Annotated in this window: 19 protein-coding genes, 11 tRNA genes and 2 rRNA genes; 3 read left to right on the plus strand and 29 right to left on the minus strand. The window is 47.0% G+C overall.

Translation table 11 applies throughout. The annotated features are described in order from the left end of the window. The first annotated feature begins 55 nt into the window (after positions 1–55). Positions 56–1,366, plus strand: coding sequence for a uracil permease (gene uraA / locus MKX36_RS18630; RefSeq protein ID WP_016819129.1), 1,311 nt, complete (start codon positions 56–58; stop codon positions 1,364–1,366). Between the two features lie 146 nt (positions 1,367–1,512). Here the strand turns inward: uraA and MKX36_RS18635 are convergent, their stop codons facing one another. The 7 genes from MKX36_RS18635 to MKX36_RS18665 all read right to left on the minus strand — a co-directional run bounded on the left by MKX36_RS18635 (position 1,513) and on the right by MKX36_RS18665 (position 10,403). Next, positions 1,513–3,561: a methyl-accepting chemotaxis protein gene (locus tag MKX36_RS18635; protein WP_045244251.1), complete on the minus strand. Its 2,049-nt coding sequence runs from the start codon at positions 3,559–3,561 to the stop codon at positions 1,513–1,515. 228 nt (positions 3,562–3,789) lie between these two features. Next, on the minus strand, positions 3,790–4,302 hold the full coding sequence (locus MKX36_RS18640; RefSeq protein ID WP_013372637.1) for an adenine phosphoribosyltransferase: 513 nt from the start codon (positions 4,300–4,302) through the stop codon (positions 3,790–3,792). A gap of 65 nt (positions 4,303–4,367) precedes the next feature. Next, the gene (gene recJ / locus MKX36_RS18645) at positions 4,368–6,764 is read right to left on the minus strand and encodes a single-stranded-DNA-specific exonuclease RecJ (protein WP_031462072.1); all 2,397 of its coding nucleotides are present in this window, start codon (positions 6,762–6,764) and stop codon (positions 4,368–4,370) included. Positions 6,765–6,797: 33 nt separating this feature from the next. Further along, a complete protein-coding gene (locus MKX36_RS18650) occupies positions 6,798–7,754 on the minus strand; it encodes a cation diffusion facilitator family transporter (RefSeq protein ID WP_017427788.1) in 957 nt (318 codons plus the stop codon). A 140-nt stretch (positions 7,755–7,894) separates the two neighbouring features. Beyond that, positions 7,895–8,809, minus strand: coding sequence for a protein translocase subunit SecF (gene secF / locus MKX36_RS18655; protein ID WP_016819133.1), 915 nt, complete (start codon positions 8,807–8,809; stop codon positions 7,895–7,897). Then, complete coding sequence (gene secD / locus MKX36_RS18660) at positions 8,799–10,055, minus strand: protein translocase subunit SecD (protein WP_016819134.1); 1,257 nt, start codon at positions 10,053–10,055, stop codon at positions 8,799–8,801. Before secD ends, secF begins: the two co-directional genes overlap by 11 nt. Positions 10,056–10,145: 90 nt before the next feature. Beyond that, the gene (locus MKX36_RS18665; protein ID WP_013372642.1) at positions 10,146–10,403 is read right to left on the minus strand and encodes a post-transcriptional regulator; all 258 of its coding nucleotides are present in this window, start codon (positions 10,401–10,403) and stop codon (positions 10,146–10,148) included. Positions 10,404–10,711: 308 nt separating this feature from the next. On the opposite strand from MKX36_RS18665, the gene spoVB reads away from it, so the two are divergent. Next, positions 10,712–12,283 (plus strand): stage V sporulation protein B, encoded by a 1,572-nt coding sequence (spoVB, locus tag MKX36_RS18670; RefSeq protein ID WP_016819135.1) that lies wholly within the window; start codon positions 10,712–10,714, stop codon positions 12,281–12,283. Between the two features lie 7 nt (positions 12,284–12,290). Here spoVB and MKX36_RS18675 read toward each other — a convergent pair whose 3' ends face one another. Continuing rightward, positions 12,291–13,067 (minus strand): DUF421 domain-containing protein, encoded by a 777-nt coding sequence (locus tag MKX36_RS18675; RefSeq protein ID WP_016819136.1) that lies wholly within the window; start codon positions 13,065–13,067, stop codon positions 12,291–12,293. Between the two features lie 205 nt (positions 13,068–13,272). Between MKX36_RS18675 and MKX36_RS18680 the strand changes: the two genes are divergently transcribed. Beyond that, positions 13,273–13,662, plus strand: coding sequence for a TIGR04086 family membrane protein (locus MKX36_RS18680; protein ID WP_016819137.1), 390 nt, complete (start codon positions 13,273–13,275; stop codon positions 13,660–13,662). 69 nt (positions 13,663–13,731) lie between these two features. Here the strand turns inward: MKX36_RS18680 and yajC are convergent, their stop codons facing one another. The 21 genes from yajC to MKX36_RS18785 all read right to left on the minus strand — a co-directional run bounded on the left by yajC (position 13,732) and on the right by MKX36_RS18785 (position 26,069). Next, positions 13,732–14,067, minus strand: a complete 336-nt coding sequence (yajC, locus tag MKX36_RS18685) for a preprotein translocase subunit YajC (RefSeq protein WP_016819138.1) — start codon at positions 14,065–14,067, stop codon at positions 13,732–13,734. Positions 14,068–14,102: 35 nt separating this feature from the next. Then, the gene (gene tgt / locus MKX36_RS18690) at positions 14,103–15,242 is read right to left on the minus strand and encodes a tRNA guanosine(34) transglycosylase Tgt (protein WP_019688330.1); all 1,140 of its coding nucleotides are present in this window, start codon (positions 15,240–15,242) and stop codon (positions 14,103–14,105) included. Between the two features lie 20 nt (positions 15,243–15,262). Then, on the minus strand, positions 15,263–16,291 hold the full coding sequence (queA, locus tag MKX36_RS18695; protein WP_090889905.1) for a tRNA preQ1(34) S-adenosylmethionine ribosyltransferase-isomerase QueA: 1,029 nt from the start codon (positions 16,289–16,291) through the stop codon (positions 15,263–15,265). Positions 16,292–16,298: 7 nt separating this feature from the next. After that, positions 16,299–18,392: a SpoIID/LytB domain-containing protein gene (locus tag MKX36_RS18700; protein ID WP_340865301.1), complete on the minus strand. Its 2,094-nt coding sequence runs from the start codon at positions 18,390–18,392 to the stop codon at positions 16,299–16,301. Positions 18,393–18,616: 224 nt separating this feature from the next. Next, complete coding sequence (gene ruvB, locus MKX36_RS18705; protein WP_044787290.1) at positions 18,617–19,624, minus strand: Holliday junction branch migration DNA helicase RuvB; 1,008 nt, start codon at positions 19,622–19,624, stop codon at positions 18,617–18,619. A 50-nt stretch (positions 19,625–19,674) separates the two neighbouring features. Further along, positions 19,675–20,289, minus strand: coding sequence for a Holliday junction branch migration protein RuvA (ruvA, locus tag MKX36_RS18710; RefSeq protein WP_025365638.1), 615 nt, complete (start codon positions 20,287–20,289; stop codon positions 19,675–19,677). Continuing rightward, positions 20,286–20,789: a crossover junction endodeoxyribonuclease RuvC gene (gene ruvC / locus MKX36_RS18715; RefSeq protein ID WP_340865302.1), complete on the minus strand. Its 504-nt coding sequence runs from the start codon at positions 20,787–20,789 to the stop codon at positions 20,286–20,288. Before ruvC ends, ruvA begins: the two co-directional genes overlap by 4 nt. 230 nt (positions 20,790–21,019) lie before the next feature. Continuing rightward, entirely contained in the window at positions 21,020–21,721 is a 702-nt protein-coding gene (locus MKX36_RS18720) for a BofC C-terminal domain-containing protein (protein ID WP_340865303.1), read from the minus strand. 113 nt (positions 21,722–21,834) lie between these two features. Continuing rightward, a tRNA-Pro gene (locus MKX36_RS18725) sits at positions 21,835–21,908 on the minus strand. Positions 21,909–21,915: 7 nt separating this feature from the next. After that, a tRNA-Leu gene (locus MKX36_RS18730) sits at positions 21,916–21,995 on the minus strand. A 12-nt stretch (positions 21,996–22,007) separates the two neighbouring features. Further along, positions 22,008–22,084: transfer RNA gene (locus MKX36_RS18735), tRNA-Arg, on the minus strand. Positions 22,085–22,089: 5 nt separating this feature from the next. Next, positions 22,090–22,164, minus strand: a tRNA-Gly gene (locus MKX36_RS18740). Positions 22,165–22,199: 35 nt separating this feature from the next. Beyond that, positions 22,200–22,275: transfer RNA gene (locus MKX36_RS18745), tRNA-Lys, on the minus strand. 28 nt (positions 22,276–22,303) lie between these two features. After that, positions 22,304–22,380: transfer RNA gene (locus tag MKX36_RS18750), tRNA-Asp, on the minus strand. Between the two features lie 26 nt (positions 22,381–22,406). After that, positions 22,407–22,483, minus strand: a tRNA-Met gene (locus tag MKX36_RS18755). Between the two features lie 30 nt (positions 22,484–22,513). Next, positions 22,514–22,589 (minus strand) — tRNA-Val (locus MKX36_RS18760). 9 nt (positions 22,590–22,598) lie between these two features. Further along, positions 22,599–22,670 (minus strand) — tRNA-Glu (locus MKX36_RS18765). 17 nt (positions 22,671–22,687) lie between these two features. After that, positions 22,688–22,779 (minus strand) — tRNA-Ser (locus MKX36_RS18770). Positions 22,780–22,782: 3 nt separating this feature from the next. Then, positions 22,783–22,858: transfer RNA gene (locus MKX36_RS18775), tRNA-Asn, on the minus strand. Between the two features lie 18 nt (positions 22,859–22,876). Continuing rightward, a 5S ribosomal RNA gene (gene rrf, locus MKX36_RS18780) occupies positions 22,877–22,993 on the minus strand. A gap of 150 nt (positions 22,994–23,143) precedes the next feature. Next, positions 23,144–26,069: ribosomal RNA gene (locus MKX36_RS18785) — 23S ribosomal RNA — on the minus strand. Positions 26,070–26,109: the final 40 nt, after the last annotated feature.

Here is a 26,109-nt window from a genome sequence, read left to right on the forward strand (position 1 = left end):
CGAAAAGTAATTAATGTATATAAGAATAATTGAAAGAACTAAGGAGTGAACTGCGTTGCAACGCGAAATTCAAGTTAATGAAAAGCTTCCAGCAGGACCTGGGATCCTGCTCAGCGTACAGCATTTGTTTGCCATGTTTGGCAGCACCGTGCTGGTGCCCAATATTTTTGGCGTCGATCCCGGCATGATTTTGCTCATGAACGGTATCGGAACATTGTTGTACATATGGATCTGCCGTGGCAAAATCCCTGCCTATCTCGGCTCCAGCTTCGCTTTTATCGCTCCTGTCAGTCTTGTGCTTAAAAGTAACCCTGGCAGCAATGGCTATGCAATGGCCCTGGGTGCTTTCATCGTTACAGGTATTATTTTCTGTCTCGTCGCACTGGTAATCAAATACGCCGGGACACGTTGGCTAGACATCGTTTTTCCACCAGCTGTCATGGGATCAATCGTAGCCTTGATTGGTCTGGAACTGGTTCCGGTTGCTGCAGGCATGGCAGGCATTATTAACGCCGATCCTACTAAAGCCTGGACGCCAGATCCCAAAACGATCACCCTTTCCCTCGTTACGCTCGGTGTTACTGTTCTGGGTGCGGTGTTGTTTCGCGGATTTGCCAAAATCATTCATATTCTAATCGGTATCGTGGTGGGCTATGTGCTTGCTTATTTCATGGGTATGGTCAATACGCAGGCTATTGCGGACGCTCCTTTGTTCGCTCATCCCGCAATTACCACTCCAACCTTTAATGCTTCGGCTATGCTGACGATTCTTCCGGTTGCTCTGGTCGTCATCGTAGAGCATATTGGTCACTTGCTAGTGACGAGCAACATCGTCGGACGTGAGTTGTCCAAAGATCCTGGTCTCCACCGCTCTTTGCTGGGTAACGGGATTTCTACCATCATTTCCGGTTTTGTTGGTTCTACACCTAATACGACTTATGGTGAAAATATCGGTGTTATGGCATTAACTAAAGTGTACTCTGTATGGGTTATTGGCGGAGCGGCTGTTATTGCCATTCTGTTGTCCTTCTCGGGTACGTTCTCAGCGATTGTTTCTAATATTCCGTCTCCAGTTATGGGTGGCGTATCCTTACTATTATTCGGTGTGATCGCTGCCTCTGGTCTTAGAATCTTCGTCGAGCAAAAAGTTGATTTCGCCAAGCCAACTAACATGCTGCTCGCTACCATCGTGCTTGTGGTCGGAATCAGCGGTACTACGCTCACTTGGGGTGCGGTCACCTTGAAAGGTATGGCCCTGGCGACAATCATCGGTATTATTCTGAGTTTGTTCTTCAAGCTGGTTGATGTGCTCGGCTGGTCGAATGATAAAACGCAGGAACCTTTAACTGAAAAAACACCAGATTAATATCTACTTTTCAATTTTAAAACGCCGCTCCATGTTAGTTATGGATGAACACGCTCAGGCTGTATAGACAAGCGTGTAAGTATCCTTCTTACCTGGAACGGCGTCTTTTTATGCACGGCTTTTTTATTTATTTTTAAAATAAGATATCACACACGAAAACGGGATACGACCTGATTAAGCGTATCGGAAACACCTGTAAGTGACTTGGCGGAACTGTCCAGACCTCCCAGATCCTTTAACTGCCGTTCGGATCGTTCCGAGACTTGGCCTGTACGTTCAGCTGAAGCTTTCGCAATATTTGCAAGATAACCAATAGATGCAGCAACTTCTTCTGAGCCTGCCGACATTTCTTCAGAGGCAGATGAGACCTCCTGCACTTCTATCGCCACCTGCTGAATATCTTGATTCATCGCAATAAAACGTTCTTCCACCTCACGTAAAATAGATACGCCTTCATCCATCTCCAGAGCCCCCTGCTGCATTCCTTCCAAAGCGAATTTGGTTTCTTCCTGCATGGCTCGAATTCGATTTGTAATTTGCTCCGCAGACTCGCTTACGTTTACGGCCAGCTTTCCGATTTCTGAAGCCACTACAGCGAACCCTCGGCCATGCTCCCCAGCACGAGCGGCTTCAATGGAAGCATTCAGCGACAGCAACTTGGTCTGCCCACTAATATCCTGAATCATTCCAATAATGCTGCCAATTTGAGCGGACCGCTCATTTAACGAGCTTACTACCCTGCCTGCCTCATCCATAGACATTTTCGCTTTATGCATTCCTTGGCTGACCACGTTTAACCGTTCATTTCCTTGTTGGGCCTTTTGTTCAATTTCAGTGGTAGCCTCGGATACATGCTGTATAGATTCAGCAATACGCTGTATGCCAACAGCCATTTCTTCCATCGCAGTCGCACTTTCTGCTGCTGCGGTCAACTGAAGCTCTGCCCCTTCCTTTACCTGCGCCAGTTCTCCTGCATTATGGTGCGCATCTTTAGTCGCTCCGGAAATCTCCTGAGATATTTTTAAAGATACACCTGAGATTACACCTGACTCTTCGCTCAAGCGTGATGCCATTCCTCTGGTTGCAACAATCACCTTATTGATCCCATCAGCCATTTGGCCAAATTCATCTTTACGATGATGTGGTAATTCAACGGTATAATCACCAAGTGCCATACGATTGGTCATCTGCCTAATTTTTTTAATCTCTTTGATCATGCCTGAATTGTTAATCAATACCGCTCCTATAATTAGTAAAATACCTATAACACTAACAATCAGCAGAAGTTTAAGCATTTCATTCGCAGAGCGATTCAAATCCGATTCTGGCAGTAATACACCGATTTTCCATCCGGTTTGTGGGAGTGTTTCGTACATTATCCGGTAATCCTCATTATCAATGGGTACGGATAGTTGTCTAGACATACCACTTTGAATAGATTGTGCTGCTTCCGCATTCATCGTGTTTTTTAACGGCTCGCCTGCTTTTAAGGACTGAAGACCGGATGACAGAATGGCTCCATTCTTATCCACTAAGATCGCACTACCTTGAGTACCAAACTTCATTTTTTCAATATACGTCTGGATACTCGTCATGTTTAGGTCGCCTGTAATGACACCTAATAGTTTCCCCTCCCTGTCGTAAAATGCTTTCCCTGCCGTAATCATATTGATGTTCAGCTTGCTATCGTAAAAAGGCTCTGTGAAATTTATGTCTTTACCACGTTCCACGGCTTCTGTATACCAAGGCTGCGTTAAATAGTCATATTGCGGATCGTCATATTCAGTCGATTGCTTGACTAGCTCGCCGTCTCTATGCACATATATTGAACGGTATGTCACTCCTGGGTCATACGCATCTTTAGCAAAATAAATCCCTAACCCGTAAGTCATATCATTTAATGTCAGCTCTTGTTCAAAGAGTCGTCCATAGCCCTCAATGTTCATTTCTGTTCCCAGTTGTTCCGCACTCTTAGTCAGCATCGAAACAAGCAAAGCATGACGATCTACGTTAGCTGCAATATCTGCTTGAGCCCTCGACAAGGAATGAGTAGCATTTTGGCTTATTTCCGTATCCAGCTTCTGTTTGGCAAAAAAATAAGACAAAAAGTTGATTAAAATCAGCGTTATAAGTACTAACGGAACCAAGGTAGAAAGTGTCCGTGCTTGTAAACTCTTAAATTGAAATATACCCAATGTATATCCACCTCTGTTTCTTTTTACACTTTTATCGACATTTATTTTATTTTTTTATAACTATTTTCCAATAAACCCCGTGGTAATTTGTTACAATAAGATAATTCAATTTAATTACAATCAAAAAATAGTCCGATGGAGCAACTCTTTAGATAAAGAGATGTTCCATCGGACTATTTAGGTAATCCATGTATAAATATTTCCCGGGAAACCCCGGTTTCTAAACACTTAGTACTTAATTAGGGTGAATACATCTACGTCAGGCAGCTTCGCCCGTCCGTTGAGGTCAGACAGCTCGATAAGAAAGGCAGCCCCTGCCACATTGCCACCAAGTTGGCGTACCAAGTTAACGGACGTAGCGATGGTTCCGCCTGTAGCAAGCAGATCATCAGCAATCAGAACATTTTGCCCCGGCTCAATCGCATCCTTATGCATAGCCAGAGTATCCTTACCATATTCCAAACCGTATGCTTCCTCAATGGTTTCTCCAGGCAGCTTGCCACTCTTACGGATGGGAATAAAACCAACACCAAGCGCATAAGCCAGAGGTGCACCAACAACGAATCCACGTGCTTCCGGACCTGCAATCAAATCAATTTTTAAATCAGATACCAGTTCCTTCATATCGTTGATCGCCTTGCGATACAGTTCACCATTTTTCATTAGGGTCGTAATGTCCTTAAAACTAATCCCTGGTTGTGGAAAATCGGAAATTACCCGAATATATTCTTTGTAGTCCAACTTAGTTCCTCCTACTGTAAACTTCTAATTAGTATATACATTTTACAAAACTGCAAGGTAATATCTCAAGACGCACCTTTCATAAGCGACATGATCCAGCTCGTCATCTGGGTGGTGTCCGCATCCAGTAAATACCGCTCCATCTCAGCCATATTGTACAATTCCTGATAGCGCGGAGAAGCAGTTAAATCCCGCTTGGGCGGATTGGATACAAAACGAAATTGACCATCTGTACGAGTCAAAAATTCAAGATCCTCGAAGATGTCCAATACTTTGGATAACATGCGCACTGAACACGAGCACTGCCTGCTAAGAGCAGGTAGCATTGCTTTTTCATCAATTAGCTGTGTTCCCATTCGAGAAAGCACAATGTAAATACGCTTAAACAGCTCCCTATCGGGGCTCACGAGCCGGCCGCCACGCTCACTGATCGAATGAAGAAGAAACACGTTCTCTACATTCTCAAAGGTAGACCATAATGCATGAAACTGCTCGGGTGTATCTGGCGGCTCCAGTACGAACAGCGACTTCACAGAGTGCTGTGTATCTTTTCGACCATCACTAGGAGTAACGCTGCCATCTTTATCGTATAACCATAAGGATTCAGCGCCCACGGAGCTCGATGTCCGAAGCCGGGATGACGGATGGATCAACACCGCAACATCATTCTTTCGTTCCTCTAAGCTTGGATGGAAGATCCTCAGCCCTCGCTCCAGTTCGGCAAGTGGGTCCGATACTCCACGATAATCAAAAATTTGCGGAGCCTGCACACGAATATCCTGCATCATCAGCTGAAGTGAACGTTTACCGTTCCACTCGTTAATTGATAACTCGCCCAACAGATCTATGTCCGTTTGCTGCTGTAAAAAATCAGCCAAATCGCCACGTCGGAAGGCAATCGCATCCAACGATAAACCATTCTGCTCCAATAGTAGCTTCACATGGTTTTTCTCACGTCCCATTTTACGAGCCTCGCGCAATTGAAGCCCCTGTAATATGAATCGTGGAGAAGGATTTCCCATCCCAAAAGGCTGAAGTAATTCCAGTTCTTCAACCACTTGTAAAGACACCTCATCCAGACGACAGACCATATCAGCCTCAGCTATAGGGATAAAATCCTCCGGTGTCAAAATGGAACCTGCATAGCAGTTAAGCCGTTCTTCGAATAATTCCAGATTGTCACGGGACAGCGTCATCCCCGCTGCCGAAGGATGTCCACCAAAATGCTCCATGAGCTCATGGCAATCTGTAAGAGCACTGTATATATCCAATGCAGGAATAGAACGAGCAGAGCCTTTGCACATGCCTGTCTCCGCATCTATGCCCAGAATAATGGTCGGACGATAATACCGATCCAATAGCTTGGATGCCACAATTCCGACGACACCAACATTCCAGCCCTCACCAGCCAAAACAATCACAGATGGAAGCTTGCCTTCATTTAGTTTGGATGCTAATTGCTGCTCGGCTTGCTCCACTATGTGTTCGACCACTTGTTGGCGCTCACGATTGAGCAGATCCAGCGCATGCGCAAGCTGGTCTGCTTCCTCCTCTTTTTCTGTCGTCAGCAGGGAAACTGCTCGTCCCGCATGATCCAGACGCCCGCTCGCATTAATCCGCGGAGCCAATGCAAATGCGATGTTGACCGAAGTCACTGTGGATATCTCCACACCCGCTACATGAAGCAACGCCCGAATCCCTGGGAATGCAGTGTGTCTCATCGATTGAATCCCTCTACGTACTATCGTCCGATTCTCACCATGTAGTGGCATCAAATCAGCTACCGTACCAATAGCGGCGATTTCAAACCATTCCTCGGGTACTTCACTCAACAGCGCCTGAGCCAGCTTCAGGGCAACACCAACGCCTGCAAGGCCTTTAAACGGGTAGGGACAATCCGGAAGCTTCGGATTGATCAAAGTATAAGCCTCGGGAAGCACAGCAGGCGGCTCATGATGGTCAGTCACAATCACATCAATTCCTAAGGAAGTCGCATAAGCAATTTGCTCTACTGCACTAATTCCCGTATCCACTGTAATGACCAGCGTCACTCCCTGCTGATGTGCCCAATCCAGAGCATGGTTATGCAGACCATATCCCTCATTAGAACGATGGGGAATGTAAATATCATAAGATGCCTTCAGAAAACGCATAAGCTGAATCATCAATGATGTACTGGATACACCGTCCGCATCATAATCGCCATAGATTAATATATGCTCGCCGCGCTCCAGAGCCTGGCGAATTCTCGGCACGGCCTCTTTCATGCCAAGAAGCAGAAATGGGTCGTGTACATCGTCCACACTTCCGTACAAAAAGCGGTTTGCTTCCCCGGCCGTAGTGACGCCCCGGTTCACTAAAAGCCGGGACAACAATGGTGAAATCCCCAGCTCTTCTGTTAACGGTTGAGCCGCTTCCAGGTTAACCTCCGGGGTCTTCCATCTGTACTGCGAATGAAGCAATCCTATTCACCTTTCTTTCATAGTCGGCCTGCCTTATTGAAGCAAGGACGACGCATCATTATCTGGCAGTTCATGATTGGATTTATAAGGATACCCGGCTTGGTAAGAAATGAACTGCATTTGTACATGAGTTACCTGTGGAAAACGGGCTAACAGTAAATTTTTGGCTCGATCAGCAATTTCCTGCGCCTCCTGCACCGTAATCCGCGGGTTAACACTTATCGTCACATCCACTGTTATGAAATGACCCGTTTCCTGAGCATGTAAGTGTTCAACCGTTACAATACCATATACCCGTTGAATCGTCTCCATAAAGCGCTGGGAGTCTTCCTCCTGCAAGGGCTGTGCAGGCACCTGGTATGCGGTATTCATTACCATTAGATATCCTTTACGCAGCACCAGACAGGCTACCAGCAAAGCTGCAGTTGGATCAAGATATAATAATGCAGGCCATTCCATTGCCTCGCCAGTCATTGCACCGATCATGCCGATCAATGCAATCAGCGATGCATATAGCGAGTACCGTTCATGGTTAGCGTACCGATCCGCTTCCGCTTTATGGCCGTGTTTAATCGAGTAGCGATATTGAAACTGAAACAACGCTTCTCTCAACACCAAAGCAATAAACACGGTAATTAATGCGTACAAACCGGGAGCTTGCGGTTCCGAACTGCTTAATGAACGAATAGCAGAAATAGCTAGTTGAAGTCCGCTCATCAGCACTAAAATAGCCAGCACCACAGATATAACCGTCCGAACTTTTTCACCGTTCCGCAACCGCGCCAGCATTCCGTGATCTGCACCACCCTTGGAAAACAGCATCTCCTGCAAACGGGAAGCACTATCCGCAGCCGTGTGCAGTGCATCCCCCATCAACGCCTTGCTGTTTGCTGCATAACCGACGGTTCCCTTTAGAACAGCCAGCGCGAGATTCCCTACAATTCCGCTCAACGCCGCAGTTTCTAATGATCGGCTGCGTTCGCTATTCACAACGTTTCCCCCTCAATCCTGAACTAACCATTTCCCGATAAAGCTCCAATCCAATATAACCGAATTCTTAAAACCTTAGAAAACCGCGCCCAAGCAGACGCGGCTTTCTCTTTAATTTATACTACTGGTATTTGCGTAACTTAAGACTTTGCAGTTTTGGCTGCTCCACCAGTTGTTGGCGTCTTTTGTTTTCCCTTCAAAGCTACCCACAGCGGGCTGGCAATGAAGATGGAAGAGTAAGCACCGAACAGCAAACCGATAACCATCGCAAGCGAGAACATCCGAATGGACTCGCCGCCAAAAATGAATAGGCAGACGGAGGCAATAAACACTGTAAACACAGTTGCGAGTGAACGCGTCATTGTCTGTGCAATACTGTGATCGACGACTTGCTCCAAGTCGGTTCTGGACTTTTTCTTTGCAAATCGCAGATTTTCCCGAATACGGTCAAAAATAACGACGGTGTCATTAATGGAGAAACCGACAATCGTCAGAATAGCCGTAATAAAGGTCAAATCCACCTCAAGCCGGAAAATCGAGAATATACTAATGACGAGAAACGCATCATGCAGCAGCGAAACAATCGCAGCAACCGCAAAACGCCATTCAAACCGGATCGAAATGTAGATAGCAATAGCCACAGAGGCCAGCAAAATCGCCCAGATTGCATTTCGCTCCAGCTCTTGCGCCATTTCCGTATCCACCGTATTGACCTCAAATGATGCTTTCGGATCAAGCTCTTTGTTAAAAGAGGTTTTGAATTCATTCACTTGCTGATCCGTCAATACCTGTGAAAAACGAATGCCGAAACGCTCTTTACCTGGTGTATAATCCACCTCTTTGCCGATCCCGTTCTTGTTCAGCAAAGCTTGAATCTGTTCTTGTGTAACTGTCTTAGTCAAATTAACATCCACGTTGGAACCGGAACGGAAATCAACCCCGTAATTCAAACCAAATATCGATAAGCTCAAAATACCAAGCAATGTGATAATAATCGAGAACGTGTAAAACCACTTGCTCATCTTGACATATTTATAGTCCCAATTAAAGCGCACTGATATCACTCTCCTTCACACCAAAATACTTGGCCTTCTTCACAGCATCTGCTTTAACCAGCAGATTGAGCAAGAAGCGCGAGAAGAAGATATTTGTCAAAATACTCACGACAATATCAACGATGAGCACGAGAGCGAATCCTCGAACGGAGCCTGTACCCAGACCAAACATGACGGCTGCCGCTATAATTGTCGTAATATTGGCATCCATAACAGTACGGAACGATGCCTTACTGCCTGCAATGACAGAAGAACGAATCGTTTTGCCTGACTTGATTTCTTCTTTAATCCGTTCATACGTAATGATATTGGCATCCACCGCCATCCCGATCCCGAGTACGAAGGCTGCGATACCCGGAAGTGTGAGCACGAAACCGCCCAAATAAAAAATCGCAAGCACCAGCCAGGTATGAACGATGAGACAGAAGCTAGCTATCAGTCCCGGTACACGGAACATTGCAATCATAAAGATCAGAATGATGACCGAGCCGATCAAACCAGCACGGATCGTCTGATCCAGTGACAGCTGACCCAGTGTAGCCCCTACACTCTGAGAATATTTTTCCGTCAGTTTAAGCGGAAGAGCACCCAGGTTGATCGTATCTGCTAGCTTGTTCGCCTCATCACGTGTGTAGCTACCTGTAATCGAAGCACTGCCATCCGTCAATTCACTACGCACTGTAGGTGCAGACAGTAATTCATCATCCAGGAAAATAGCCAACTCTTTATTCATAAGTCGCTTTGTGATTTCTGCAAATTTAGCTTTGTCTTTTACTTTGATACTAATCTCAGGCTTGTTCAGCTGATCATAGCCTACCACTGCACCATTCTCCACAAAATCATTACCGCGGAGCTCAATTTTGCTGTATTGACCCGGCTTTTTAGCATCTGCTGCCGTTGCACTACGGAAGGTTAACTCTGCGGGTTTTTTCAGCATGGAGCGGACTTCCGCCTCATTAGAGACACCAGCAAGCCGCACGCGAATACGATTGCTCCCCTCAGTTGTTACTTCCGGCTCAGTCGTACCAAGCGCATTAATACGTCTCTCCAAGCTTTGTGCTGTTTGTATCAGAGACTGGCTGGTTACACGCTGCCCGGCTTCCAAAGGCTGGGCTTCATATAAAATTTCAAAGCCTCCCTTTAAATCGAGGCCTAGTTTTAAACTTTTTAGTAGGCCCGGGCTTGTCCCGACCATAACACCAGTAGTTATGAGCACGACCACGATGAAACTTAGAATTCTTTTCATTCCGTCCCATGTTCCCCTTTCATTCTCAATATTCCTATTATAGCTACCCCTCAAAAAGCAGTCAATTTGAACGCAAAAAAAGACCCCCTTCTATTCGAAAGTGGAGCCCCGTAATGCGGACATCGTCAAATAGTTCATAAAGCTCGTCGCTTTAAGGGAAAGTATATCGTTAACGAGCTTGTGCAGTGGAGGAATACCCTCCTTTTCATATTTATGGCTGACGCAATTCCACACGTCCTTACTGGTGACATGTTCATAACCTACAAGGATCAGCTCGTCTGCCTTACTTTGACAGAGTATCTCAATTGCGTCATCCCAATCCTGCTCATCCAGCTCTTCCATACCCACGATGGTCGTTCCTCCTCCCAGCGACTATCGGTTCTGCAGATCAGCAATTAGCGGGGTTATTGACTGCTTTATAGAACATTTCTGTCCTGATCTTGGAAAACCCTTCTTTTCATCGAAAAATAGCCGTAAATCAACAATATATGCATTCATTTCGCTCGTCAATAGCAGAATTCACCACTCTCCCTCTTGTAGTCTGGATCACCTTGTTTCTAAGCTGAAAAGCTTGTCATGAACATGGACAGGTTCAGCATATCTTCTAAAGAAACACATAGACGCAGAATTTCATTTTGGGGAAGAGGGAGTTGCGATTGAAAAAGCAGACATTCATTCATGGAGCAATTATTTTATTGGCAGCGGGAATCATCAATCGGCTACTGGGTTTTATTCCCCGAATCGCACTCCCGCGTATCATCGGCCCCGAAGGAGTCGGCTTGTACCAGCAGGGGTATCCCTTTTTTATTGTACTAGTGACTCTTATTACCGGCGGCATCCCTCTTGCGGTAGCCAAGCTTGTAGCTGAAGCTGAGACGGCGGGGCAACCCGAAATGTCGCGGCGTATTTTGCACACTAGCTTGCGCTTCACCATTACACTCAGCCTGATCGCCATGGCAATCTGTCTTGTGTTTGCACCTTGGATCACAAGCCATCTCCTGACCGACAGCCGTGTGTATTATACATTCGTGAGTATGAGCCCAATGATTGTCATTGTTGCTGTTTCCTCAGCTTATAGGGGCTATTTTCAAGGAAAACAAAATATGATCCCTTCCGCAAGCTCCTCCATTGCGGAAACCGTCATGCGCATTTTTTGCGTCATTTGGTTTGCTTACTTGTTACTTCCCCATGGGGTAGCCTACGCTGCTGCGGGTGCAATGCTTGGTGCTTTGGCGGGTGAATTCATTGGCATGGTTGTGCTGCTGTGGCAATACGCCTGGAACCAGCGAAAAGATCACATTCTTCAACCGAAGGCGCCTTTACCTTCAGAAGTTCATACCGAGCAATCATCCGTTTTGTCACGTCTTATGTCGATTTCCGTTCCCGTTACTGCTGGAAGGCTTGTCGGTTCCTTATCTTATTTGCTCGAATCTATCTTATGCATGCGTAGCCTCGCCGTAGCAGGCATTGCAACTGGCGTGGCAACTGCACAATATGGAGCCATGCAAGGCATGGTTATTCCTGTGTTATTACTACCTGGAGCCCTTACCAGTTCGCTGGCTGTTTCACTCGTGCCTTCGTTATCCGAAGCAGCAGCAAAAGGGCATATTACCGCCATTCACAAACGTTTGCATCAATCGCTTCGTCTTGCTTTAGTCGCAGGAGCGCCATTTGCCGTAATTATGTATGTATTAGCAGAGCCGCTGTGTCTGCTGCTCTACAATAATGGCGATATTGCGGGCATGCTTAAACTCATGGCGCCCTTTGCACTTTTTATGTACATTCAGGCCCCGCTTCAGGCAGCACTTCAGGCGTTAGACCGTCCTGGAAGCGCCTTATTGAACACCTTTGTCGGAGCCATTATCAAAATTGGGCTGATTGTATGGCTTGCTTCCCAGCCTCAGTACGGTATCTACGGAGCTGTCATCGCCATCTGTATTAACAGTGCTATCGTTACCCTCCTACATGGCTTCAGTGTCAGCAGACTGCTTCGCTTTCGTGTACGTTTACTTGACTTCTGGAAAACCGGGATAGGCATGATCATTATGGCGGCAGCGGTATTATATACCTACAGACATTTAACGATTTTCGATCAAATGTGGCTCCAGTTTATTTTTGCCGCAGGCTTGGGAATTATTCTGTACCTTTTCCTGATGACCTTGATCAAAATGATCGACTGGGACAACCTCACACGCATTCCAATCCTGAGAAGATGGTTTAAAGCATAAAAAAAGCTTAATCTGAAGATTCTCCATAGACCGGCGGTGTAATATATACATCCCCTCTATGGTTGACCGAGCATAAGAAAACATCCTTAAAATCTTTGTGTCCCTTCGCTTGAATCTGATTTTTAAGCCAAAAACGGTTCATATCCATCCGTTCCAAATTTCGATCCAGCACCTTGCCATCCATAATTAATGGAATCGGCAGTCCCTCATATCTAAACTTTCCACCGATTTGTGGAGAAGGGTGGACTCTATTTTCCTGGTGCTCTTTGCTTATCAAATCATTCTCGCTTTGTTCCTGCTTTATTTTTTCGCGTTTAGCGCCATCGTAAATATCCTTGCTAATCACCGTGAGTTTACCTGTTGTTTCCAGAATGACATATTCAACCTCGTCCAAACTTTCTATATTTTGTTCACGAAGTTGTAACAGCAAGTCATCTAAGTTATAACGCTGCTTCGCCATTTCGTCCTTGTTTAGTTGTCCATTGGAGAACAATACACTGGGCCTACCATCAAATAGTAAGCGCAGACGCCGACTTTTCAGACTGAAATAGGAAATCCCGATTTGCAAAATTAACAGCACTCCTAAAGGAATCAACCCTTCATAAAGTGGACGTTTTATATCCTCCAGGCTGAACACAGCAATTTCCGCAATCATAATGGATATGACGAGATCGAAAACAGACAGTTTTCCGATCTCCCTTTTACCCATCAAGCGCATCACCAGATATACAATAAAATACATGAGCAGCGTCCGAAAAATATGAGCAAAAATATCGTGACTCAATAGTTCGCCTCCTCTCCTGTACTTGCGACAAGACATTAGCCGTTCATTGTACACGTATTCTGACCGTTCCTCACTTGGCTCATACAAAAAACAAAAGGCTAAATTATTGAAATAAAGAGAAAGACTGCTTACGACTTGGTACTAACCCGGGAAGCTTGGCCATAGAATGATAATAGTTCAAACCTTGGTACAGGAGGAATTATCCATGGAGCTCATTCGCCGCTGGTGTTCGTTTCGTCTGGCCCATCCCATTTTATCCGGCTTATTTTATGCCTTTGCATGGATGCTGTTTGGCGCATTGATTCTTTCAATACTCTTGTGGATGACACAGATGCAAGAACAGGATTTATCATTGTATACGTACATCGTCCACGCATTCGCCATGCTATCTGGCGGCTTCGTCGCCGGTAAAAGATCCACGAACAAAGGCTGGTATCAAGGCGGTATTACAGGCATTCTGTATGGACTAATCGTTCTTCTAGTCGGTTTTTTGGCATTGGATGCAGGCATGAACGGTAAAGACCTAATGCACTTAGGAATCGCGTTTGTCATAGGAGCAGGTGGCGGGATGTTTGGCATTAACTTCAGCAAGTAAGTCGACATGTATGCAACACAAAAAAACCGAGCCTCCTCTAAGGCTCGGTTTTTGCATTACAATCGCATATTACGATTTAGAAACAACTTCCTCAGTTGCAGTGTCTTTTGCAATCGCATTACTAATTGCACTGCGGTCAAAGGTCAGCTTTGTCACATCATTCACACGCAAAACAACCACATCGTCCGTAATCTCCACAATTGTACCGTGAAGACCTCCGATTGTAATTACTTTATCTCCCTTTTTCAAAGCTTGAAGCATCGATTGACGCTGCTTTTGTTTTTTCTGATTCGGACGAATCAGCAAGAAATAGAAGATTACAAACATCAGAGCCAGTGGCCAGATCATTTGAAAAAGTCCGCCAGCTCCACCAGGTGCAGCCGCAGCTGTAGCAAAATGAAACACATTAAATCCCCCTTTCGTATACTCTCCCCTAAAACTTAAAAGCCTTTATCATTATCATGAAGACCGTACTGCTCAAAAAATTCATCGCGGAAATCAAGCAGCCTGTCATCCATAATCGCTTGTCTGACATTACGCATCAATTGTATTAAGAAATGCAAGTTATGATACGTTGTCAGTCGGAGCCCGAAGGTTTCATCTGCTTTAATTAAATGTCGCAAGTAAGCACGTGAATAATTGCGACAAGTGTAGCAATCACAAGCCGGATCAAGCGGGCCAAAATCGCTTGCATAATTCGCATTCCGAACGACAAGACGTCCTTGACTTGTCATCGTTGTCCCATTGCGAGCAATTCGGGTTGGAAGTACACAGTCGAACATATCCACACCACGAATGGAGCCTTCAATCAAAGCATCCGGCGAACCTACGCCCATCAGATAACGTGGTTTGTTGGTAGGAAGCAGAGGAACCGTATAATCGAGCACTTCATACATCAAATGCTTAGGTTCACCTACACTCAGTCCACCAATAGCATACCCCGGGAAATCCATGGAAGTCAAATCTGCCGCACTTTGCTTACGCAGATCTTCATGCATGCCTCCTTGTACAATGGCGAACAGACCTTGATCATGAGGACGCGCATGTGCCTCCAAACAACGCTCAGCCCAACGGCTGGTACGTTCCAGTGACTTTTTCACGTATTCATACTCAGCCGGAAACGGTGGACATTCATCGAAGGCCATCATAATATCCGAGCCAAGTGAGTTTTGGACTTCCATCGCCACTTCCGGAGAAAGAAACTTCTTATCTCCATTTAAATGAGAGCGAAAATGAACACCTTCCTCTGAAATTTTACGCATTTCACTTAAGGAAAACACTTGGAATCCGCCGCTGTCTGTTAAAATAGGACGATCCCAATTCATAAACTTGTGCAGTCCGCCCGCTTCACGGACAATATCATGACCAGGACGAAGAAACAGATGGTACGTATTACTCAAAATAATTTGAGCATCCATCGCTTTCAGTTCCTCAGGGCTCATCGTTTTAACAGTTGCTTGAGTTCCCACAGGCATAAAGGTTGGAGTCTCAATAACTCCGTGGGGGGTGTGTACACGCCCCAGACGTGCTCCTGATTGCTTGCAGGTCTTAATATGTTCGTATCTTATTGCTGGTGCCATATTTTCTCTACCATCCTTAATTAATAAATGAACATAGCGTCCCCGAAGCTAAAGAACCGATATTTTTGGTCAATCGCCTCCTGGTAAGCATGCATAATATTCTCTCTGCCAGCTAGTGCGCTGACCAGCATAACCAAGGTGGACTTAGGCAAATGGAAATTCGTAATCATTGCATCCACCACACGGAATTCATAGCCTGGATAAATAAAAATCTGTGTCCAGCCACTGCTGGCCTGTAGCACACCATCTACGAAGTTATTGCCCACCGTCTCCAGCGTTCGGCAACTGGTTGTTCCCACTGCCACGACTCTCCCACCGCGTGCCTTGGTTGCATTGAGTACATCTGCCGTTTCCTGTGACAATGAATAGTATTCTTCATGCATAACATGTTCTTCAATCGTATCCACCGACATCGGTCTGAACGTCCCTAAACCGACATGAAGTGTGATAAAGGCAACCGTAACGCCCTTCTCTTTAATTTGGTCCAGTAATTCTTCTGTAAAATGTAACCCTGCCGTTGGTGCCGCAGCAGAACCTTCGTGCCGAGCATAAACGGTTTGATACCGCTCACGATCATCCAGCTGTTCCTTGATATACGGAGGAAGCGGCATCTGCCCCAAGCGATCCAGAATCTCCTGAAAAATACCATCATATGAAAATGAAAGTACCCTTCCGCCCATATCTCCTTCTTCCTCAATAACTGCCTTCAGCTCATCACCGAAAACAATAACAGCTCCCTTTTTCAGCTTTTTGCCGGGTTTCACCAATGCTTCCCATCGGTCTCCCTCCAGTTGTTTAAGCAGCAGAACCTCGGCCTTAGCCCCAGTGTCTTGCTTGATGCCAAACAAACGTGCAGGAATTACCCTGGTATCATTCAGAACCAGCGTATCCCCTGGCTGAAGATACTGCACAATATCCGAAAATGTATGATGTCCCACTTCGCCGTTGTTTTTGTTTAACGTCAGTAATCTAGAAGCGGTCCGCTCAAGCAAAGGCGTCTGTGCAATTAATGTTTCAGGTAGTTCAAAATCGTAGTCGTTTACGTTCATATATTGGTCAGTCCTTAACTATATCCACATTTTTGTAATAGTGTTGCAAAATTTTCTTGTAATCATACCCCTGCTCTGCCAAACCGTTGGCCCCCCATTGTGATAAGCCCAAGCCATGACCATTCCCTTTACCTGTAAAAATAAAGCTTTGCGTTTTGTCGATGACTCGTGCATGGCGATCTTCATTCATGACGACTACCCCGTTACCACTTGAAGTGCTGGTGCCAGATGCAGACAGAATTTGGGTGCCTTGTGTGCCGCTTACATGAGTAGTAGCTCCATCAGCGCCTAATACAGTATAACTGCCGGTACTCGCAATATCAAACAATGTGCTCGGCAGTCCCCCCATCGCTGAGCGATACATGTCCGGATATTTCACTTTTAAAGGAGTGCCATCTGCTTCAACCTCCAATACTCGCCCTGACGGACCTCGTTTGGTGACATCAAGGTGATTAATAGAGGATGGTACCGTGCCAGTTATTTTTCCTTGCAAGGACTTAGCAATTTGAGCTGCTGTAAAGGGGCCTCTAACCCATGCATAGTCTCCGGATTGAGGCACCTTTTCCAAAACAATCATCTCTTCGCCCGGCTGCGCCTTTGCTACGGGTGTAACCGTTGATTGGATTTGGGGAATAGGACGCACATTTGTATTTTCCGCAGTGACGGTGATTTTGTCTAACCCTGCTTCTGTAACTCCCTCTAGCTCCTTAGCATTATCCTCGCGAATATAGCCTGTCTTGCCACTGGAGAGAAGTACGTGATACCACTCTTGTGCTCCTTTTTGTGCCGAAGTATCTCCCGAGCTGTCCACGCTCGCAAACGCTTCACCACCACTATTCCACACCTCGGAAGCATCTGCTGTCACACCGCCCGCATTAGAAGAGAATACAGCTTCGACTACTTTGCCGCCACTCTTAATAACTTCACCAGCTGTTGCATCTACAGCCTCGTTGACATTCGCATGTTCTGAGCTCTTACCGTTGTAAGCTTGGCTTAGGGTGCCATCTACCACATTGCCGATCTGAAACCGATTGCCTTGGGCAAGCGCATAACTGCGAGCAGCTACCGCTTGAGCCTTGAGCGCTTCATCTGGCCATGAAGAATAGACCTCTGCTCCTACTACGGAATACAAATACTGCTCCAAAGGGACTTCATTTACAAGCGCCAGCTGTCCTGACGTCATGCCAATCTCCATGTCGCCGCGATATGTACGCTGTGATCTTTCGACCACTTGGATTCCATTATTACCGCCGTTGACAATTACCTTGCTGTTATTAGAGCCACTTAGCATGTAATGAGACATCGCCTGTGAGCCTGTCGTTACTCCTGCTTCCTGTCTTAGAATCAGACCAGTTTGAGTAGTATTCACTTTGGAAAGGGTGAGTCTGGGCTGCTTGCTCTCCAGTTCTGTTTTCAAGGCCGACAGCTTGCTGTCATTACTTTCTTCTCCAACCCATACAGCGTACTGGCCTCTTGATTGAATTACTGTAAAAGCATCAAAGCCTGCGGCAGCAATAGTCGTGCGAACAAGATTAGCCTCCTGCTCGGTTCCGTAGCTTCCCGTCGACCAATGTTTGTTTCCCTTAACTTCGGCCTGTGCTCCGGTTGCTGAGGAAATCCGCTGCACAGCAGCCTGTGCCGACTGTTCACTAGCATATAATCCCGCATACACTTGATAGACAGAGCTACCGTTTTTTGAACCGATAAAAACAGTAGGTTTATCATTAGTCTTTTGCAGAGCTTGAGCCGCTTTTATCGCAGTCGCTTCATTTCCTTCAAGTACCTTCACTCGATAGCTGTCTACACTAAAACGAGCCGTACTGTCCGGCAGTCCCATCCAAGCCTGAAAGCTTCCCCCACTGTTCTGGCCGACACTCAGGCTTCCTGATGATTTCAAAGTTACAGCGGGGACTGTCGCTTTATATTTACTACCTAGATCCGCAAAGATCACTACACGAATCTCTTCTTGGGCGGCAGCAGCGTGAACGCCCGAAGACCAAGGTATGCAAGCTGTAGCTAATACCATAATAACTGCTGCTCGTTTGAAGCCGCCTGTCCACGCTCCGAAAGTTTTTTTTCGGTTCAATGTTTCTCCACTCATTTCTAGCTCCCCCAATTCTAGCTGACTAGCACTTTTATTACATGATTTATCGGATCTCGACCTGCGTATTTCCCTTTAAATACATCGGCGGAATAAACCAAATTTTGAACCCGCTCGAATCGGACTTACACACTTCTTACCTCAATTTATCTGTCTATCCATTTCATATCGCCATACTTACGAATAGCATTCAATGATTTTTAAAAGGCACCATGGTTTTCTAGTCACCGTGGGTCTGTTGGCATTGGAATTCCAAGGTGAGCATATGCCGTCGGAGTCACTGTTCGTCCCCGAGGTGTTCTTTGTAAAAGACCAATTTGTAACAAATAAGGCTCATACACATCCTCAATCGTCTGGCTCTCTTCGCCAATGGTCGCAGCAATGGTGTCCAATCCTACAGGTCCGCCCCGGAATGAATGAATCATAGCCTTAAGCATTTTATGATCAATTTCATCCAGCCCGAGTGGATCTATTTGAAGTCTCCTTAGTGCCTCAGCAGCCAACTCTGAATGAATAATACCGTCTCCAGCCACTTGGGCAAAATCACGTACCCTTTTTAACAGTCGGTTGGCAATCCGCGGTGTTCCCCGTGAACGCAATGCAATTTCCTCCGCCGCATCCCCGACAATCTCAATTTCCATAATATCCGCATTCCTAGACACGATGTAAGCCAGCTCGTCTGTCGTATAAAACTCTAACCGACTAATAACGCCAAACCGGTCACGTAATGGCGCAGAGAGCAACCCAGCGCGTGTAGTAGCACCTATAAGAGTAAAGGGAGGCAAATCCAAACGCACCGAACGTGCACTCGGACCTTTGCCAATCATAATGTCTAACGCAAAATCTTCCATCGCCGGATACATCACTTCTTCCACTGTACGATGAAGGCGATGAATTTCATCAATGAACAAAACATCCCCCTCTTGCAGGTTGGTCAGCAATGCTGCCAAATCTCCTGGTCTTTCAATTGCAGGGCCTGAAGTCGTACGTAAATTAACCCCCAACTCATTGGCGATAATGTTAGCCAGCGTGGTTTTGCCCAATCCAGGCGGTCCGTACAATAATACATGGTCCAATGCTTCTTTACGCATCTTGGCTGCTTCAATATATACTTTCAGATTTTCCTTAACCTGATTTTGCCCGATATATTCATTTAGATAACGGGGGCGAAGGCTTAACTCCGCCGTCTGGTCTTCCATCATCAAATTGGCGGAAATAATCCGGTCATCCATATTCCATCGCTCCTCTTTTTACCAGAATCCTATCCACGGACATCAGCGTCCTATCCGGCAAACAACAGTTGCAAAGCCCGTTTCATCAAAATGTCGGCAGAATCATCAGGTTTCGCATCTTTCTTCATTTTGCTCCATACCTTATCTAACTCAGCATCCGTGTAACCGAGCGCCTTAAGCGCCTCACGCGCCTCACTCCAATACGAACCTTCGCCTTCTTCTACAACAGGCTCCGCAAACAATCCGGTAGCCATTCCCAACGCCCCAATACCGTCCAGCTTGTCTTTCAAATCTAGAATCATGCGTTGTGCCGTCTTTTTACCGATTCCCGGTAATTTGGTGAGAAATGTGATATTCTCCTGGTAAATCGCCGTCACCACATGAGCAGGCGTACCGCCTCCCAAAATCCCAAGTGCCACACGCGGTCCAATACCAGATACATCGATCAGTTTACGGAATAATTGCTGCTCCTCACGGGTTGCAAACCCAAACAGTAAAATAGCATCTTCCCTTACATGATGATGAGTGTAAATAACCACCGGTCCTTCCGTTTTGGCGAACGCGTAAGGATTGGGACAAAATACCCGATACCCTACACCCTGCACATCCAAAACGACATATTCATTTTCCAAGTGAGCTACAGAACCACGCAAGAAATCTATCATTTTCGTAATACCTCATTTAATTTTGAATTTAGTCCATAGGAATGCGCATGACAAATAGCCACTGCCAAAGCATCCGCTACATCATCCGGTTTGGGCACAGCCTGGAGCTTTAGAAACATTCTAACCATCTCCTGTACCTGCTTCTTCTCCGCCTTGCCATACCCTACAATAGCCTGCTTTACCTGCATCGGCGTGTATTCCCCTATAGGCAAATTACGTTGTTTGGCAGCTAATACCAGCACTCCACGTGCCTGACTTACGGACATAGCCGTTGTAACGTTGCGATTAAAAAAGAGCTTCTCCAATGCTACCGCATCCGGTTTATACTTATCAATTAATTGCAACATGCCTTCATATACATGAAGCAGCCTGTCTTCTTCGGGGGTGTGTGCCTCCGTCTGGACGCAGCCATACTGCACAGGAACCACCTTACTACCAACCTTGTCTACAAATCCGAAGCCCACGATGGCAATACCCGGATCAATTCCTAGAAAACGCAAAAAAATCTCTCCCCTATCGCTCAAACATGACGTAACTAACCAACAGCCAGCACTATCGTCAATATACATGACCAAATCCCATATAAAGCGAACATATGTGTCGTTCTTTTTATTATAACAAAACTTTGTATCTAATAGAGGAAAAAGTTTAACCATGAGTGAAAACATAAAAAGAGACGCTACAAACCTCACCTCGTGGGCAAAGCCTAACGTCTCCGTACTTGGTGTAATCAATAATGCTGCTTTAATACCCTCTGTGTTCGCTCCACTGCAAAATCACTAAAAGTGGAGATTACACTGTTATACTCATTTATATCCTGTACACGGATTCCCTGCTGAAGTTGTTTATATACCCCTTCCGGCAAGGCCGTCTCCATGGACCCTATATCCAATTGAAAAAAGGTACGAATTACTTTTTCCTTTTTAGGTAGCCCTTCAAACAGTGTAAGCTGCCCATCAGTGCTTAAGCCCATATATGCGCGCTCTTTGCATGACTCCGACAAATCTTCCACTCTGCGCTCCAGCCACACTTCTCCTTTAGTATTAAGCCTTCCCTTCCAATCGGGATGTTGCTTCAGCAAATTTTCCAGCTGCTTTGAACTTAACGTTCCCAAGAAAGTGGTCTCCGTGCCACATACGTAGGTAGTTAACAAACGGGTCTTCCTGCTTATACCGGAAGCACGAATACTTTGCAATAGCTGCATCTGTGGGGAGCGGTCTTCGGTCGGGCTATATGATAACTCCTCCATTTCCACCTCTGCCATAACGGGAGTAGCCAGTGGTTGCGACAGCATAGCCTGCATATGATTCGAAAACAGAACGCCCAAACCTGCCAGTAAACAAGCCGCACTAAAAATAGTACATGCCCACACTGCTCTTCTCCACTGTTTCCAGCGCCGTTTCATCTGTTTTTTCCAACTTAATCGCTTCACAGTAATCCCTTCCGTCCCACTTTTTGTGTTAGTGTGACCTGAAGATTACTGAATTATACAAAAGATAATAACATAAACAAAAAAGCCGCTGCTTCCAGCGACTTTCTTTTGAATCGGGATGACACGATTTGAACATGCGACCCCCTGGTCCCAAACCAGGTGCTCTACCAAGCTGAGCTACATCCCGAAATAGATGCCGGTGAGAGGACTCGAACCTCCACGGTTTCCCTCACGATTTTGAGTCGCGCGCGTCTGCCAATTCCGCCACACCGGCTTATGAAGTTAATGGCGCGCCCTGAGAGATTCGAACTCCCGGCCTTTTGATTCGTAGTCAAACGCTCTATCCAGCTGAGCTAAGGGCGCAAATATGGAGCGGACGACGGGAATCGAACCCGCGACCCTCGCCTTGGCAAGGCGATGCTCTACCGCTGAGCCACGTCCGCAATACAATTATATTCATGACGTATAAGTACATGAATGGTGAGCCATGAAGGACTCGAACCTTCGACACCCTGATTAAAAGTCAGGTGCTCTACCAACTGAGCTAATGGCTCCCAACAGGGTAATGTAACTTTGTGAAAATGGCGGAACTGACGGGATTCGAACCCGCGATCTCCTGCGTGACAGGCAGGCATGTTAGGCCTCTACACCACAGTTCCATAATAATTCTCATTAAAAAGTTAATTGGTTGCGGGGGCAGGATTTGAACCTGCGACCTTCGGGTTATGAGCCCGACGAGCTACCGAACTGCTCCACCCCGCGATAATAGTAGGGAAATCTATTGAAAATAAATGGTGGAGGCTGAGGGGATCGAACCCCCGACCCTCTGCTTGTAAGGCAGATGCTCTCCCAGCTGAGCTAAGCCTCCATACTACTATGACCCGTAGGGGATTCGAACCCCTGTTACCTCCGTGAAAGGGAGGTGTCTTAACCCCTTGACCAACGGGCCATGCTATAAAATAATTCTGGCGGAGAGAGAGGGATTCGAACCCTCGAGACGCTTTTGGCGCCTACACGATTTCCAATCGTGCTCCTTCGGCCAACTCGGACACCTCTCCATATGGCTCCCCGAACAGGACTCGAACCTGTGACAACTCGATTAACAGTCGAGTGCTCTACCAACTGAGCTATCAGGGAATAATAATTATAAAACTCGCTTGGCGGCGTCCTACTCTCCCAGGACCCTGCGGTCCAAGTACCATCGGCGCTGGAGGGCTTAACGGTCGTGTTCGGGATGGGTACGTGTGGAACCCCTCCGCTATCGCCACCAAACATGAATTTGCCTCGCAAATTCCTTCGTAAGGTTATTCGGTTCATCACAGATCTTGTGAATGAATCGCCATACGCTTGTCGTATGTACTTCTACATACCTTCAAGGTTACACCCTGAAAACTGGATCCGAAACTCATTGCGTCTTATCTTTAGGATAAGCCCTCGACCGATTAGTATTGGTCAGCTCCATGCATTACTGCACTTCCACCCCCAACCTATCTACCTCGTCGTCTTCAAGGGGTCTTACATACTGGGAAATCTCATCTTGAGGGGGGCTTCACGCTTAGATGCTTTCAGCGCTTATCCCTTCCGTACATAGCTACCCAGCGGTGCTCCTGGCGGAACAACTGGTACACCAGCGGTACGTCCATCCCGGTCCTCTCGTACTAAGGACAGCTCCTCTCAAATTTCCTACGCCCACGACAGATAGGGACCGAACTGTCTCACGACGTTCTGAACCCAGCTCGCGTACCGCTTTAATGGGCGAACAGCCCAACCCTTGGGACCTACTTCAGCCCCAGGATGCGATGAGCCGACATCGAGGTGCCAAACCTCCCCGTCGATGTGGACTCTTGGGGGAGATAAGCCTGTTATCCCCAGGGTAGCTTTTATCCGTTGAGCGATGGCCCTTCCATGCGGTACCACCGGATCACTAAGCCCGACTTTCGTCCCTGCTCGACTTGTAGGTCTCGCAGTCAAGCTCCCTTCTGCCTTTGCACTCTTCGAATGATTTCCAACCATTCTGAGGGAACCTTGGGGCGCCTCCGTTACTCTTTAGGAGGCGACCGCCCCAGTCAAACTGCCCACCTGACACTGTCCTCGTACCGGATCACGGTACCAAGTTAGAACCTAGATACGATCAGGGTGGTATCCCAAGGATGCCTCCCCTCAAGCTGGCGCTCAAGGTTCAACGGCTCCCACCTATCCTGTACAGATCGTACCCAAATTCAATATCAAGCTGCAGTAAAGCTCCATGGGGTCTTTCCGTCTTGTCGCGGGTAACCTGCATCTTCACAGGTATTAAAATTTCACCGGATCTCTCGTTGAGACAGCGCCCAAGTCGTTACGCCATTCGTGCGGGTCAGAATTTACCTGACAAGGAATTTCGCTACCTTAGGACCGTTATAGTTACGGCCGCCGTTTACTGGGGCTTCGGTTCATAGCTTCGCCCGAAGGCTTACCACTCCCCTTAACCTTCCAGCACCGGGCAGGCGTCAGCCCGTATACTTCGCCTTGCGGCTTCGCACAGACCTGTGTTTTTGCTAAACAGTCGCTTGGGCCTTTTCACTGCGGCCCCCTCGGGCTATTCACCCTACCGAGGCACCCCTTCTCCCGAAGTTACGGGGTCATTTTGCCGAGTTCCTTAACGAGAGTTCTTCCGCGCGCCTTAGAATTCTCTTCTCGCCTACCTGTGTCGGTTTGCGGTACGGGCACCTTCTCCTGGCTAGAGGCTTTTCTTGGCAGTCTGAGATCATGACCTTCGCTACTATAATTTTCGCTCCCCATCACAGCCCAGCCTTACGATGTGCGGATTTGCCTACACACCAGCCTCACTGCTTAGACGGACATCCATCAGTCCGCGTCACTACCCTACTGCGTCACCCCATCGCTCATAGCGGATTACGGTGGTACAGGAATTTCGACCTGTTGTCCTTCGACTACGCCTATCGGCCTCGCCTTAGGTCCCGACTTACCCTGAGCGGACGAACCTTCCTCAGGAACCCTTAGGCTTTCGGCGGATCTGATTCTCACAGATCTTTTCGTTACTCATACCGGCATTCTCACTTGAATGCAGTCCAGCGCTCCTTCCGGTACACCTTCAACCCGCATTCAACGCTCCCCTACCCCTGATGCAAGCATCAAGCCATAGCTTCGGTGGTGTGTTTAGCCCCGTTACATTTTCGGCGCAGAGTCACTCGACCAGTGAGCTATTACGCACTCTTTCAATGGTGGCTGCTTCTAAGCCAACATCCTGGTTGTCTGTGCAACTCCACATCCTTTCCCACTTAACACACACTTGGGGACCTTAGCTGATGGTCTGGGCTGTTTCCCTTTCGACAATGGATCTTAGCACTCACTGTCTGACTCCCGGAACTAAATCTATGGCATTCGGAGTTTGACTGAGCTTGGTAACCCTTGCGGGCCCCGCACCCAATCAGTGCTCTACCTCCACGATTCTTCTTTCCGAGGCTAGCCCTAAAGCTATTTCGGGGAGAACCAGCTATCTCCGGGTTCGATTGGAATTTCTCCGCTACCCCCACCTCATCCCCGCATTTTTCAACATGCGTGGGTTCGGGCCTCCAGTGCGTGTTACCGCACCTTCACCCTGGACAGGGGTAGATCACCCGGTTTCGGGTCTACGTCCACGTACTCAAGTCGCCCTATTCAGACTCGCTTTCGCTGCGGCTTCAGCTCTTCACCTTAACCTTGCACGGGAACGTAACTCGCCGGTTCATTCTACAAAAGGCACGCCATCACCCATAGATCGGGCTCTGACTTCTTGTAAGCACACGGTTTCAGGATCTATTTCACTCCCCTTCCGGGGTGCTTTTCACCTTTCCCTCACGGTACTGCTTCACTATCGGTCGCCAGGGAGTATTTAGCCTTGGCAGATGGTCCTGCCGGATTCATACGGGGTTTCACGTGCCCCGCACTACTCGGGATCCGTCTCGGAGGGAACAAGTTTTGAACTACAGGGCTTTTACCTTCTCTGGCGGGCCTTTCCAGACCTCTTCATCTAACCGGTTCCTTTGTAACTCCATGTGAGACGTCCCACAACCCCAAGGAGCAAGCTCCTTGGTTTGGGCTAATCCGCGTTCGCTCGCCGCTACTGACGGAATCACTATTGTTTTCTCTTCCTCAGGGTACTTAGATGTTTCAGTTCCCCTGGTCTGCCTCTCACTCACCTATGAATTCAGTGAGTAGTGACTGTCGATGAAGACAGCCGGGTTTCCCCATTCGGACATCCCCGGATCAAAGCTTGCTTACAGCTCCCCGAGGCTTTATCGTTGTTCGCCACGTCCTTCGTCGGCTCCTGGCGCCTAGGCATCCTCCGTGTGCTCTTTGTAGCTTAACCTAGACTTTTCTTTCATAAAAAGAAAATGTCGATATCTGCT

Source organism: Paenibacillus sp. FSL W8-0439 (assembly GCF_038008995.1).
In the GTDB taxonomy this organism is placed as follows: Bacteria; Bacillota; Bacilli; order Paenibacillales; family Paenibacillaceae; genus Paenibacillus; species Paenibacillus polymyxa.

Coding starts and splice junctions, on each gene's coding strand:
- secD (WP_016819134.1), bottom strand. CDS start 10,055: ATGAAAAGAATTCTAAGTTTCATCGTGGTCGTGCTCATAACTACTGGT.
- MKX36_RS18680 (WP_016819137.1), top strand. CDS start 13,273: ATGGAGCTCATTCGCCGCTGGTGTTCGTTTCGTCTGGCCCATCCCATT.
- tgt (WP_019688330.1), bottom strand. CDS start 15,242: ATGGCACCAGCAATAAGATACGAACATATTAAGACCTGCAAGCAATCA.
- queA (WP_090889905.1), bottom strand. CDS start 16,291: ATGAACGTAAACGACTACGATTTTGAACTACCTGAAACATTAATTGCA.
- MKX36_RS18700 (WP_340865301.1), bottom strand. CDS start 18,392: ATGAGTGGAGAAACATTGAACCGAAAAAAAACTTTCGGAGCGTGGACA.
- ruvB (WP_044787290.1), bottom strand. CDS start 19,624: ATGGATGACCGGATTATTTCCGCCAATTTGATGATGGAAGACCAGACG.
- ruvA (WP_025365638.1), bottom strand. CDS start 20,289: ATGATAGATTTCTTGCGTGGTTCTGTAGCTCACTTGGAAAATGAATAT.